A 14,146-nucleotide genomic window follows, 5' to 3' on the forward strand; every position below is an offset into this window, starting at 1 on the left:
GATGGTCGCAATGAATCCGTCACTAGCGGCCAACTTGCGCCTGCGACGCAACGTTCTGACTCGCACGCGGCGCGTAGCCCGTGAAGTACCACCGGCCATCGTTTCCGAGCTGGAAGCTCAGCTTTTCGTAGATCACCTGTCCGTCGGTCCGCCAGGTGGTGTAGTCGACGTTCGCATAAAGGCCGTCGGGGACGACTTTGTCATGCGAATAAGTCAAGCGCGTCACGGATGACCATCCACGATGGCTCACGGTCCCAACCACCTGACGCAACTGCGATAGCCCGCTTTCGAATCCGTTCTCGGCGTATTTCGCTTTCACAAACGGGGCCGTTTCCTGCCACACGGCCGAATACCGGCCCGCGTCGATTTGCTGAATCAGACGTTGCGCGTCGCCGAGCAACTCGTCGGCGGAGGCGCCCGCTTCAGCACCGTGCGCGAGCATCGACACCATCGCAAGCGTGCATGCCCCGGCCAGTTTGTATCCCCGGGCGAAACATTTCATTGAGCGTTCTCCTTCGCGCCGGATGTATCGTCGGCATGGGTGGCGATCTTAGCAGGCGCGAACCGTTCGCACGCCGGGTCGTTCCAGCGCGTGCGGCTAACGCGATTGTGATCGTCGAATTGAATCTGATACTCGCAGGTGAGCGTCTTGCGCGCATCGGTTTCATTGGGGAAATGGAACAGGTAGTTCCACACTCGAACATGGAAGACGCTTTCGTGAAAGTGCGGCGGGCCGATCAACGGATAGACCTGAGCCTTGGTCATGCCGGGCTCGACCCTACGCAAGTTTTCGACGTTCGGAAACGTCCCGTCGGGTGTCGTTGCAAGATCCTGCGAGGGAAATGCCGTATCCGTCGGGCCGGCGCATGCGGCTAGCCCTATCGAGCACGACGCCGCAACGAGGGCCATCTTCACCGATCGATTGTTCATGGTTTTCAGGAGTCCGAGTGGATTCATATCGCCATCACCATTGGTAGCCCGCACCGACGACGGCGCCATAGCTGCCGCGCGTATTCGATGACACGGCCGCCTTGTACACCCAATGGTCGTTTTCGGAAATCGTCGAAATGCCGAGAGCCTGTCCCGATTGTCCGCGATAGACGCTGCCCGCGAGCGCGACCATGCTCCTGCCGGGCCCTGTCGGCTGCGGCAAGCCGGCCACCGCCATCGCCGTTGCCGCACCGCCGTCGGCATCGCGGCGATACGAATCCAAGTTGCTGCGCAGCCCTGCGATCTGATTGTCGGTGTAGGCGTTGGCCTGCGACAGCGTGTTGTTCAACTGCTCGACGTTCACCGCGTCGTTCGCCGCGGTACCCGCTTGGACATTGACGATTTGCCGCGTCGCGGTGCTCGACCCCACCGCCACGACATTCGTCCGCCCGCCGTCGTTACTGCCCGAGCCGATCGCCGTCGAACCGTTGCCCGTCGCGCTGGCGCCGACGCCGACCGCGGTCGCATTATTGCCGCTCGCCGACGCGCTGTTGCCGACCGCCGTGCTGCTGGAGCCGGAAGCGACCGCACCCGCACCGCCCGCGGACGAGTTCGAGCCGCTCGACGAGGGCGTCGTATTGCCGCCGCTGCCGGTCGGCGTCGACGTGAAGTTGCCGCTGTTCGTAATCAGCGTCGTCAACTGTTGTTGAACCGCTTGCAACTGCGAAACGTTCACGGCGTCGGTACCGAGGCGACCCGCAGCCAAGCCGGTTATCTGACGGCCGCCGACGTTGACTTCACCCAACGACGTTTGCGGGGAACTCAAGCCGTACGCGATGTAGTTCGTCAATGCCCCGATCGCCGTGGTCGATCCCGCGCCTAAGGCGACGCTATTGGTGAACGTGGCGTTCGCGCCGGCACCCAGCGCGAGTGCATCGACGGCGCTGCTCGTGGCGCCCGAGCCGAGGGCCACGCTGCCCGTGGAGCCCGCGTTCGCATTCGCGCCTTGCGCGATCGATTGCGCGCCGCTCGCCGTCGATTTGCTGCCGAGCGCGATCGCATCGGCCTGCACCGAGGTCGCCGCTTCGCCGATCGCCACGCCGCCCGGCGCGGTTTGCTCGACGATCGACCCGTTGCCGATGCCCACGCCGTTGTCGCCGTTGACGACTGTCGTCGGCCCGACGGCGACCGATTCCGCCCCGACGGCAAGCGAATCGTTCGCCGTCGAATTGGCGTGGAAGTACTTCGTCGTCGTGACCGAGAACGCCTGCAGCGCGCCGGTCAATTGCCGGATCGTGACCGCGTCGTTGGGGGCGGTACCGTCCGCGACGTTCGTCAATTGCCGGTAGCTCAGGCTGCCGGGTGTGCCGTTACCGAACGAGACCGCGCCGAGCAACGTCGCGTCCGTCGTGTTGACCGGGATCGAATGGGTACCGGCCGTGATCGGGGTGGTGGAGGTGGTGATCGCGCGGTTCGACAGCGAGCCGGAGCCGATCGCAACGCCATCGGTGACGGACACCGATGACCCCGCTCCCAACGCGAGCCCGTTGGTCGCAGCCGCTTGCACCTGGGCGCCGTTGCCGGCCGCGAGCGAATCGTTCGCGCCCGCAACCGCGAGCGGCCCGATCGCGATGCTGTCGGTACCCGTCGCCTGGCTATCGGCTGCCGTCGAGTTCGCGTGGAAGTACTTGATGCCCGCGCCGTTTTGGATGTTGTTGACAGTGGTCGTCAGGTTGCCGACATTCTGGTTCGTCGTAAACAGTTGCAAACCGTTGACCGCATCGGTGCTGGTCGAACTGAGCGTCCCGCCCGCGACGTTCGTGATTTTGTTCGGGCCGGTACCGCCATGGTCGGCGTTATAGGCGCCCGTCCCACCGTTGGCCGTCGGGTCCCACACCAGCGCGTTGTTTTGCGTCTGCGTCAGTTGCGATTCGACCGATTGCAACTGGCTCACGTTCACGGCGTCGGTCGCCGCGGAGCCCGCCGCGACGTTTGTCACGCGCCGCTCATTGCCCGCCGAGCCGACCGAGACTTCGCCGATCGGCGCCGTGCCGGCCAAGACACCCGTGCCCGGGTTGTACGCGGCCTGGCCCAAGTTCGAGGTCGTCGTCGCGTTCGAACCGAGCGCCACGGAATTGGCCGCCGTCGCTTGCGCGTTGTTGCCGAGCGCGACGGCATTCGCGTTGCTCGACGTCGCGCCGGAGCCTACGGCCACCCCATTTGCGCCGGACGCGGTAGCGTTGGTGCCGGCCGCGATCGAATCGTTGCCGGTCGCCCCGTTATTCGAGAAGTTGCCTTGCTGGGTGCCGCCGTCGTTGACACTGTAGTAGTGCGTCGCGCTCGCGGCCACGACGGAAGTCAGCTGCGAAACGTTGACCGCATCGGTTGCCGACGTGCCGGCCGCGACGTTGTGGATTTGGGTCGAACTGCCGCCCGGATCGAGCGTAATGCTGTTGAAGTTCGTGACGCCGCCGGGCGCGTCGTACTTGACGGCTTCGTTGTTGAGTGTGTTGAACGACGTCGTGAGCCCGGTGAGCGACGTCGAAATGTTCGTGACCGCTTGATTGGTTTGAAATAGTTGCGAACCGTTGATCGCGTCCAGGCTCGTGCTGGTGACTTGCCCGGCGGCGACGTTCGTCACCTGCCTCGGGGCCGTGCTCGTTCCCACGCTCACGACGCTCGTCGGGTTGCCGCCGGCAAAGCTGACGGTGTTACCGGCGATGGTGCCCGTCGGCGTGGGATTCGGCGCGGCGCTCGTCGAACCGGCGCCTAACGCCACGTCATTGGCGTTCGTCGCGACGGCGCCTGAACCGAGTGCAACGCCATTGGTATTGCCGGCCAGCGCGCTCGCACCCAGTGCGATGCCGCCCGCCGCTGCCGCGCTCGATGCGTTGCCGAGCGCCACCGACCCTTGGCCTTGCGCGTTGTTGCTATTGCCGATGGCGACGGCACCGTTGCCGTTTGCCGTATTGTTCGAGCCCAGTTCGACGGCGCCCGTGCCGATGGCGGAGCCCGGATCGCCGATCGCTACCGCGCCATTGCCGCTGGCGGTCTGCGCTTCGCCGAGTGCGACGGCGCCGGTACCGCTCGTGACTTGAGAACTATGACCGCCTGCGATCGAGCCGGTGCCCGCCACCGCCGCGACCGTATTGCTGTCGCCGATCGCGATGGTCGATGCAGCCAATGCCTTCGATGTGTTGCCGATCGCGGTGGAGGCCGACGCCGAAGCCGTGGACACGTTGCCCACGGCAACCGCGTTCTGTCCGCTAACCGTGGAAGAAACGCCGAGGGCGACGCCGTCAATACCCGTTGCCGTACTAGCGGCCCCCAATGCGATGCCTTGATTCGCGGAGGATACAGCGCTGGCACCGATGGCAAGCGCGTCTCCCCCCGATGCAGTGGAGTTGATGCCCATTGCGGCCGAACCGATTCCCGACGCGGTCGCGCCGGCTGCCAACGCGATCGACGAGGTGTTGGTCGCCGCCGCCAGATCGCCCAACGCGACACTGAACATGGACGACGCGACCGAATTGACGCCGATAGCGACAGAGCTGGTGCCGGAAGCGACTGCGAGTTGTCCGAGTGCCGCCGCGAAAATACCGCTGGCTGTCGTATTGAACCCGAGCGCGATGGACTGCCCCCCCGACGCCCGCGTACCGGAGCCAGGGACACCGGCGGTCCCGCCCGCGCCGATGGCGATGGAAGCTAGGCCAGACGCGCCGCTGTTGACACCCAAGGCGACCGCGGATGCGGAACTGGCCAGCGCGCCGCTTCCTATTGCGACCGCCGCGGCAGTCGTGCTCGTCGCCTGATTGCCGATCGCGACCGCGCCGGTATCGCTGGCGGTTGCTTGATTGCCGAGTGCGGTGGAAAATGCGCCCGCGGAGCGGGATCCCCAGCCGTATGCCGCCGATTGCTGGCCCGATGCGGTTGCGCCGTTTGCGATCGCGGTGGCGCTGACGCCGCTGGCGTTCGCGCCGCTCCCAATCGCTACGGAGCCCGACTGGGTAGCCGCCGACGCATTGCCGATCGCAACGCTGAAATCACCCGTCGCCCCCGCGAACGCCCCTATCGCGACCGAGCTTGTCCCGCTGGCGGTGACGAAATTGCCGAACGCGCTGGCATTGACCTGCGAGGCCGTGGCCGAAATACCGACCGCGACCGCATTACCCGCGGTTGCGGTAGCGCTCGGGCCAACGTTGTATTGCGCGTGCGCCCGCTCGGGGACGACCGTGCCCCAGAGCGCGATCGCGGCGGCGATCGCCGTGATCGCGCCGCTTGCGCCGGCCCCGCGGCTGTTCGTCCGCGGAGCGTGAGCGCACACCGCGACCATCCCCGGCCTGCCGCTCGCTCGATCCAGTTCGGACGCTGCCACCCAAGCCCCCAAGGCTTCATTCCAGATTGTCTTATATGACTTGTTCATCGTTATTCCGCCACATGTTTGTCATGAAATTCGAAAAAGAACAAAGAGCGCGATCGGAAGCGAGGGCACAGGCTTTCAAAAGTCATTCAGGCGTGCTTCGTCACACCGATGTCATTCGATGAAAAATGCACTAAAAATACAAATTCGCACGCAACCGGCCGCCCAACCAGTTAGGAGTGCTAACTAGTTGATCGACTATAAAGCTCGCCCCGGCCGAGGCAACCGCCTTTGGATCCGCCATCTGCGTTACATGAACGACCGCAAAGCTTCAGCGAACAAGCGCAGTCCCGAATGGGGAGACCTTTCCGCCGGGTGCCGATCCATCGACCGCGTGCCGGTATCGGCCGGCGGTCAATCCGATGGGGAAGGAATCGGACTAAGAAGGGGGCCGCGCATGAAGACATGCATGGGCAGATAGCGCTCGACGCGGGTCGCGCCAAACGTTTGCTTGCGTCTCTGATTGGAGGTGCTCATCGTTATCGTGCCTCAGCAAGTGCTGCAGGTGCCTCTTTGTTCTCGACATGGGCGGCCCGTCCCACGCCTATCCGTCGGCACTCTCGCGGTCAACGCACTGCTTGGGACCGATACCAACGGTATGGTGAGGATTCTCGTTGAAGATGCGTGGGATGGCAATAATTTGTGTGAGAAATCCCACTAAATGGCATTGTTCACAATTGTTGCGTCTTTGAGAATTGTTATGGATTCCTCGAGAATCGATAGGCTCGGGCGGGACTATTCCACGAATGGCAAAGGCGCATCACGGTCTTTCCGCATCGCAAAAACATTTAATGTCATCGCCACTAAAGCGTAATAGCCGAGTAGGCCTACGAGATTGACCGTCGTCTCATGACCGAAACGGTGGACCGCCTGGGTGAATATCGCATCGGACACGCGCTTGGCGTCATAGAGTTCGACCGCGAAGTCATAGATCAGCGCCTCGTCGGCATCGGCGAAATCCGGGCGCCGGCCCGCGAGCAGTGACTGTGCGACCGCATCCGGCAGCCCCGCTTCGATCGCGATCGGATAGTGGATTTGCCACTCGGCTTGTGCGCGCCATTGCACCGCCGTCACCAGGATCGCCAGTTCGGACAGCCGAAGCGGCAACCCCGTTCTATACCGGCAAAAGGCGCCCAGCCGTTGCGCGGGTTGCGCCAGCTCCGGGCTCGCGATCCACGCGAGGAACGGGCCGGCGAGATTGCCGCGCGGGCCCGATAAGATCTCGTCCAGCACAGCCAACTGCTCGGGTGTGGCCACCGTCCGATCGAATGGCGGCAGGCGCGTGTTTTCAGATCCCTTCGGGTTCATTTCATTCTCCGGCTGTTATCGCTGCGTCCACAGCATCGCACAGCCGCTCGACAATCCGCTCGATGTCGTCGGCGGTGCAGATAAACGGCGGTGCCAACAACACATGATCGCCACGCTTACCGTCGATCGTCCCGCCCATCGGATAGACCATCAGGCCGCGCGCCAGCGCCGCTTGCTTGATCTGCGCAGCGAGCTTGCGCCGTGGGTCGAACGGGGTTTTGCTCTCGCGATCCACGACGAATTCGACGCCGACGAACAAGCCCCGTCCGCGAATGTCCCCGATGTGCGAATGCTCACCTAGGCGCTCGCGCAACGCCGCGCGTAGCTGTTCTCCGCGCGCCATCACGTTCGCCAGCAAGTGTTCCTCTTCGATCACACGCTGCACTTCGAGCGCCGCGGCACAGGCAGTCGCATGCCCCATGTAGGTGTGGCCGTGTTGGAAAAATCCCGAGCCGCCGACGATGGCATCGTAGATGCGATCGCCGACGAGCGTGGCGCCGATCGGTTGATACCCGGCACCGAGCCCCTTGGCGATCGTCAGCAAATCGGGCGAGACGCCCTCGTCCTCGCACGCATAGAGATGACCGGTACGCCCCATGCCGCACATCACTTCGTCGAGGATCAAGAGCACGCCGTACTTGTCGCACACCTCACGAATTTTGCGGAAGTATCCGGCCACCGGCGGCACCGCGCCCGCGGTCGCACCGACCACCGTCTCCGCAACGAAGCCCGCCACCGTATCGGGCCCGAGTTCGAGAATTTTGTGCTCGAGTTCGTCCGCCAATCGTTGAGCGTAATCGGCCTGCGATTCTCCGCTCGCTTGCTCGCGATAGGCGTAACAAGGGCTGACATGATGCGCTTCGATGAGCAGCGGCAGGAACGGTTCGCGCCGCCAGGCGTTGCCGCCGATCGCGAGCGCGCCGAGCGTATTGCCGTGATAACTCTGGCGGCGTGCGATGAAACGCCTGCGTTCGGGCTGGGCCACTTCGACGAAATACTGGCGCGCGAGCTTCAGCGCGGCCTCGATCGCCTCGGAGCCGCCCGAGACGAAATACGCGTGCCCGATGCCGCCGGGTGCCGTGGTGACGAGCCGCTCGGCCAGTGCCTCGGCCGCCTCCGTCGTGAAAAACGACGTATGCGCGTAGGCCAGTTCGCGCGCCTGCTTTTCGATTGCGTCGATCACGCGCCGATGACTATGGCCGAGGCACGAGACGCCCGCGCCGCCGCTCGCATCGATATAGCGCTTACCGGTGGAATCGACGATCTCGATGCCGTCGCCGGCCACCGCGACCGGCAGCGGCTTGTTCGGCATCCGATGAAAAACGTAAGACATGCGATACCTCGAAGTCGAAAAGGTAACCGGCTGCGCAAACTACAACGCTCGATGCAAGTAAATATTCTACCGCAACGAATGTTGTCACCACGATTGCAATGATGCCGGTAAGACATCCGGCAATGATTGGACGAAACGCGGTGAGCGGCGGATACCGCCGAACGCATCAGGGCAGGTATGCGCCCTTCGCGTGCAGGGAATGCTCGGCTAGCTCGAGTTGTTCGACTGCCTCGGTTCCTTCCAGAGCCAGCAATTGAGCGACGAGCGATTCGGCAATCGCGGTGGCCGCGACGAGCGACGGAAAAAACGAAGGGCTTTCGTGAGAGAAGATCAGGGCCGCATCGGCATTGAGCGCGATCGGCGACACGGCGCTATCGGTGATCGCGATCAGGCGGCTGCCCTTCTCCAGCGCGACCTCGGCCACGCGCACGGCTTCCACGGAATATGGCGCGAAGCTGATGACGACGGTCGCGCTATCGCGTGCGACGCCGCGCAACTGCATCTCGAGCGTGCCCGCCTCGCCCGTGAGCAACGAGACCGACGAGCGAAACAGTCCATATCCATAGACGAGACCGAACGCGACCGGATAGCACGAGCGAAAACCCGCCACATGCACGTGCCGGGCCTTGCGCAGCACGCGTGCGGCTTGCGAAACGCCGCGTTCGTTATGAGCGGCGGTGACTTCGAGATTGTGTTGCTGGGCAACGAGCAGGTCGCGCGCGAGTGTATCTTTCTTGTTCCCCGCCACGAGCGAACGCGCACGCGCGCTAAGCGCCTCGGGACGCGTCCGCACGCGAGCCACGCACAGATCGCGCAACTCGTTCCACCCGGGAAAACCCAATTGCTGCGAAAGCCGGACGAGCGAGGCCGGCTGAACCTGGGCGCGCTCCGCCACTTTACGCATCGACGTAACGGCGACTTCGTCCGGGTGATCGAGCACGAATGCCGCGCCGGCCTGGAATTGTGGGCTCAGTTGCGCGAAACAGGCGCGAATCGCTGCGGCGAGTTGGTCGAACGTTTCGGGCATGGTGGGCAAGAGCCGGCAAGCGGGAAAGGCAATCGAAAAAAGAGAAAAGAGAAAAGGCGAAAGAACGCCGGCAACGCCGGCGACAACAAATGTTACCATCGCCGCAACAACGCGCTGCGATTTACCCCGATCCCCACCGGCCGCCGGATTCGTTAAACTGCGCGATCCCGGTAGCAACTAGCTGGCCCAGCCTCAGCGCCTTCACATGAATTCACTTCGGCCCGGTGCGCCTTTGCCTCGCTCGCCGCGTTGGCCCGCGCGCATCGCCTCGCGCCTGCCCAGTGTCTCGCAGACGGTGAAGACGCTCGCGTTCGCCGCCCTCGTCGCGGCCGGCGCATGGACGGCCTATCGCTACGCGCAGCGCGCCGAAACGGAAACGATCATCGAACGCGCGGCTCGCCGGCTCGACGTCGACGAAAGCACGCTCAGGGGCGAGCTCACGCGCTACGACTACCTGCCGGCTCTGCTGAGTCTGAACCCCGATATCGCCGATCTATTGCGGCATCCCACCGATGCGGCGCTGAGTGCCCGCGTCAATCGCTATTTGGCCGACGTGACGACCGATTCGCAAGCCGCCGCCATCTACGTGCTCGATTTGAGGGGCACGACGCTCGCGGCCAGCAACTGGGATCAGCCGATCAGCTTCGTCGGGCAGAATTTTTCCTACCGGCCGTACTTCATCGACGCCCTGCACAACGGCACGGGCCACTTCTACGGCCTCGGATCGACGAGCCGCTTGCCCGGCTACTTCTACGCCGCGCGCATCGGTGCGGGCGGGCGCGAACTCGGCGTCGTCGCCACCAAGATCAGCCTCGACTCGATGGAAGCGCTATGGACGCGCGGCGACGAAACGGTGCTGGTGGCGGACGCCAATGGCGTCGTCTTTCTGTCGTCGTTCCCCGGCTGGAAATACCGCACGCTCCATCCGTTGTCGGCCGCGGCGCGCGCCCGCATCGACGCGAAGCGTCAATACGGCGGACCCGGCGCGCTCGCCGACATCGGGCTCGTGCCGCGCCGCCGGCTCGCGGCAAACGCCGAGATCGACACCGTATCGCCGCCCAACCCGCTGCTCGCGAACACGCCGAACCCGCATGCGATGGATTTCGTGGTGGTGAGCCGCACCGTCGCCGGCACGGACTGGCGCATCATGTCGCTGACCGACATCGCACCGGCCCGCAAAAACGCGCGCTATGCGGCGCTCGTCACCGCACTGGGCCTCTCGCTGGCCACGATCGGCACGCTCTACGTGCTGCAACGGCGCAAAGTGATCGCGCAGCGGCTCGCGATGCGCGAGACGCTCGAGCGGATGAACGACGAACTCGAGCGTAAAGTCACCCGGCGCACCGGCGCGCTCGCGCGGGCCAACAAGAGCCTGCGCAACGAGATCGCCCAGCACAAACGCACCGAAGCCACGCTGAAGGCCACACTGGAGGAACTCGTGCAGGCCGGCAAGATGGCGCTCATCGGGCAGATGTCGGCTGGCATCACGCATGAACTGAATCAACCGCTCGCCGCGCTGCGCACGCTGTCGGACAACGCGCTGCTGTTTCTGCAACGCGGGCGGCAAGACGAGGCCGAAAACAACCTACGCGTGATCGCCGGGCTCATCGAGCGGATGGGCAAAATCACCGCCCAACTACGCCGCTTCTCGCGCAAGGGGCCGGCCGAGCTCGAGCCGGTTGCCGTCGAGCGAACCCTCGTCAATGCCCTGTTTCTCGTCGAGCCCCGGCTGCGCAAGGAAGACGTCGAGGTCGTGCGCGACGCGGGCGACGGCTCGAGCGCACACTCCGACCTCGTCGTGCTTGCCGATGCCAACCGTCTCGAACAAGTGCTCGTGAATCTCTTCACCAATGCGCTCGACGCAATGCTCGGCTGCCCTCGCCGGCAACTGTCGATCGCCGTGCGAGCCGATGCGGCGGACGACGCCTACGTCGAGATCGTCGTCGCCGATACCGGCGCCGGCATTCCCGAGACCGTGCGCGAGCGATTGTTCGAACCGTTTTTCACGACGAAGCCGCCGGGAGCGGGGCTCGGCCTCGGCCTGGCGATCTGCGCGGGCATCATGCGCGAGTTGGGCGGCACACTGAAAGCGAATGCTGCCGCGGCGGCAAGCGGTGCGTCGTTCACGTTGCGTCTGCGCCGCGCGCCGGGCGACGGCGTCGGCGAACTCGCCAAGACGGACACGAACCGCGCCCAACGAGGCGCCGCGGAAGGGGAATAGAGATGATGCAAGCGCGCAGCGAACACGATGGGCTCAAGGTCTTGCTCGTGGAGGACGAGCCGGCCGTGCGACTCGGCGGCGTACAAGCGTTGCAGTTGCGCGGTATCGACGTGCAGGCGTTCGAGCGCGCCGAGCAGGCGCTGCGCCAGATCCGTCTCGGCTTTGCCGGCATCGTCGTGACCGACGTGCGCTTGCCGGGCATGGACGGGTTCGCGCTGCTCGAGCGGGTGCGTGCCATCGATGCCGATCTGCCGGTCATTCTCGTCACCGGACACGGCGATATCGCGATGGCCGTCGAAGCGATGAAGCGCGGCGCCTACGATTTCATCGAAAAGCCGTTCTCGTCGGAGCATTTGGCCGACGTCGCCCAACGCGCGCTCGACAAGCGTCATCTCACCCTCGAGCTCGATACGCTGCGGCGCCAGCTCAGCGCCCGCGACCGGATCGACGCGAAGATCCTTGGCCAATCGCCGGCCATCGAGCGCCTGCGCCGCGTCGTTCTCGATCTTGCCGATACCGACACGAACGTGCTCGTGCTCGGCGAAACCGGCGCCGGCAAGGAGGTGGTCGCGCGCGCACTGCACGAAGCCGGCCGCCGACGCGATGCGAATTTCGCCGCGATCAACTGCGCCGGCATTCCCGAAATGCTATTCGAGAGCGAAGTATTCGGCCATGAGGCGGGCTCGTTTACGGGCGCAATGAAGCGCCGCATCGGCAAACTCGAATACACGGACGGCGGCACGCTCTTTCTCGACGAGATCGAGACGATGCAGATGTCGCTGCAGGCGAAGTTTCTACGCGTGTTGCAAGAGCGCGCCTTCGAGCGCGTGGGATCGAACGAGTTGTTGCCGATGAATTGCCGGATCGTCGCGGGCACGAAAGCCGATTTGTTGGCGCTCGCGCGCGAGCAGCGGTTTCGCGACGACCTCTATTACCGGCTCGGCGTCGTGGTGCTGGAGGTCCCGCCGCTGCGCGAGCGGCGCGAGGACATCCCGCTGCTGTTCGAGCAGTTCGTCTTGCAGGCGTCGGCCCGTTACGGCCGACCGGTGCCCGAGGCGGCCAGCACGGAGCAGATGCAGACCTTGATGTCGCGTCCCTGGCCCGGCAACGTGCGCGAATTGCGCAACGTCGCCGAGCGCTTCACCTTGGGCCTGCTCGCCGACCTGAACGACACCGACGATTCGATCGCCACCGCCCCCCGCACGCTCGAGGAGCAGGTGAATCGATTCGAGCGCCATTTGATCGAGGAAGCGCTGCGCGCCTGCCAGGGCCGGGCGTCTCTCGCTTGCGAGCGCTTAGGGCTGCCGAAGAAAACGCTCTACGACAAGATGCGCCGCCTCGCGATCACCTCCGACGATTTTCGTTGAAGCGAGCACGCCCGCGTCGCTAGCCCCGCAGGGTTTACACGCACGCCACTCGTCACGATTTCCGCACAGCGAATAGCTCGCGCTGGGCGGATTTCCGCGCGAGCGTCCCGTGTCGATCGAACGCAAGCCCCGTCGAATCAATACGTTAGCCGCGCACCGCGATTGGCACGCCTCCTGCGTTATTCAGCGCCACGGCGAAGGCGCAACGCCTCGCCCATCGCCACAACTACGATCAATCGACAGGAGACAGTTTCATGGCTTGGACCAAGCAGCAGCGTAGCGTCGCCCTCGCCAGCTACCTAGGCTGGACACTCGACGCATTCGACTTCTTTCTCATGGTGTTCGTTTTAAAGGACATCGCCAAGGCCTTCGGGGCCGAGATCACGAGCGTCACGGTTGCGATCACTTTGACGCTTGCCTTGCGCCCGCTCGGCGCATTGATCTTCGGCCGGCTGGCCGACCGTTACGGGCGCCGTCCCGTTTTGATGGCCAACATCGTGCTGTTCTCGGTACTCGATCTGGCCTCGGGTTTTGCCACGAGCCTCACGATGCTGCTCGTCTTGCGCAGTGTGTTCGGCGTGGCGATGGGCGGCGAGTGGGGCGTCGGCTCCGCGCTGACCATGGAATCCATCCCGCCGAAATCGCGCGGCGTCATGTCGGGGATCTTGCAGGCGGGCTACCCGTCCGGCTATCTGCTGGCCTCGGTCGTGTTCGGCCTGCTGCACGATTCGATCGGCTGGCGCGGCATGTTCATGATCGGCGTGCTGCCCGCGCTGCTCGTGCTGTTCATTCGCCGCAACGTACCGGAATCGCCGAGTTGGGAGCGTGGGCAGCGCGCCGGCGTGCGCACGAGCATCTTTTCGGTACTGGCACGCGAATGGAAGCTGGCGCTGTACATGATCGTGCTGATGACGGCATTCAACTTCTTCAGCCACGGCACGCAGGACATGTATCCGACGTTCCTGCTCGTGCAGCACAAGTTCTCGACGCATACGGTTAGCGTGATCGCGATCATCTACAACATCGGCGCGATCATCGGCGGCATCGTGTTCGGTTCGCTGTCCGAGAAGATCGGGCGACGCAAGGCCATCGCCATCGCGGCCCTGATCGCGCTGCCCGTGTTGCCGTTGTGGGCCTTTTCGACCGGCAGCGTGCCGCTCGCGATCGGCGCGTTCTTGATGCAGATTTCCGTGCAAGGCGCATGGGGCGTGATTCCGGCGCATTTGAACGAAATGTCGCCGCCCGAGGTGCGTGCGACGTTCCCGGGTCTCGTGTATCAGCTCGGCAATCTGCTTGCCTCGGCCAATGCAACGATTCAAGCCGGCATCGCGCACCGCAACGGCGATAACTACGGCATGGCGATGGCGATCGTCGCCGGTATCGTCGCCGTCGTGATTTCGGTATTGATCAGCCTCGGGCGCGAGCATCGCGGGGTGCAGATCGACGCGGGTGAGGGAAGCGAGTCGAACGTTGGGCTAGGCGATGCGAACATCGCAGGCGCGATCCGCTAGCGCGGTACCTATCTGACCCGTGATAGAAC

General features: G+C 64.4%; 9 protein-coding genes. 3 read left to right on the plus strand and 6 right to left on the minus strand.

Annotation, left to right across the window (positions count from 1 at the left end):
• Positions 1-22 precede the first annotated feature (22 nt).
• The 6 genes from C0Z18_RS28850 to C0Z18_RS28875 form a co-directional block, all read right to left on the minus strand.
• Positions 23-502 (minus strand): DUF4019 domain-containing protein, encoded by a 480-nt coding sequence (locus C0Z18_RS28850; RefSeq protein WP_102648858.1) that lies wholly within the window; start codon positions 500-502, stop codon positions 23-25.
• The gene (locus tag C0Z18_RS28855) at positions 499-930 is read right to left on the minus strand and encodes an outer membrane protein assembly factor BamE (RefSeq protein WP_102648886.1); all 432 of its coding nucleotides are present in this window, start codon (positions 928-930) and stop codon (positions 499-501) included. Before C0Z18_RS28855 ends, C0Z18_RS28850 begins: the two co-directional genes overlap by 4 nt.
• A gap of 34 nt (positions 931-964) precedes the next feature.
• A complete protein-coding gene (locus C0Z18_RS28860; RefSeq protein WP_102648859.1) occupies positions 965-5,353 on the minus strand; it encodes a YadA-like family protein in 4,389 nt (1,462 codons plus the stop codon).
• 732 nt (positions 5,354-6,085) lie between these two features.
• Entirely contained in the window at positions 6,086-6,658 is a 573-nt protein-coding gene (locus tag C0Z18_RS28865) for a carboxymuconolactone decarboxylase family protein (protein WP_102648860.1), read from the minus strand.
• Position 6,659: 1 nt separating this feature from the next.
• Positions 6,660-7,991 (minus strand): aspartate aminotransferase family protein, encoded by a 1,332-nt coding sequence (locus C0Z18_RS28870; RefSeq protein ID WP_102648861.1) that lies wholly within the window; start codon positions 7,989-7,991, stop codon positions 6,660-6,662.
• Positions 7,992-8,157: 166 nt separating this feature from the next.
• Complete coding sequence (locus tag C0Z18_RS28875) at positions 8,158-9,018, minus strand: MurR/RpiR family transcriptional regulator (protein WP_102648862.1); 861 nt, start codon at positions 9,016-9,018, stop codon at positions 8,158-8,160.
• Positions 9,019-9,223: 205 nt separating this feature from the next.
• On the opposite strand from C0Z18_RS28875, the gene C0Z18_RS28880 reads away from it, so the two are divergent.
• From C0Z18_RS28880 to C0Z18_RS28890, 3 genes are all read left to right on the plus strand, one after another.
• A complete protein-coding gene (locus tag C0Z18_RS28880) occupies positions 9,224-11,239 on the plus strand; it encodes a sensor histidine kinase (RefSeq protein ID WP_102648863.1) in 2,016 nt (671 codons plus the stop codon).
• 2 nt (positions 11,240-11,241) lie between these two features.
• Positions 11,242-12,606: a sigma-54-dependent transcriptional regulator gene (locus tag C0Z18_RS28885; protein WP_332888224.1), complete on the plus strand. Its 1,365-nt coding sequence runs from the start codon at positions 11,242-11,244 to the stop codon at positions 12,604-12,606.
• Between the two features lie 254 nt (positions 12,607-12,860).
• Positions 12,861-14,117 carry an MFS transporter gene (locus C0Z18_RS28890; protein ID WP_102648864.1) on the plus strand — a complete coding sequence of 419 codons (1,257 nt, stop codon included), beginning with the start codon at positions 12,861-12,863 and terminating at the stop codon, positions 14,115-14,117.
• The last annotated feature ends 29 nt before the right edge of the window (positions 14,118-14,146 follow it).

It is taken from the genome of Trinickia dabaoshanensis (assembly GCF_002879885.1).
In the GTDB taxonomy this organism is placed as follows: domain Bacteria; phylum Pseudomonadota; class Gammaproteobacteria; order Burkholderiales; family Burkholderiaceae; genus Trinickia; species Trinickia dabaoshanensis.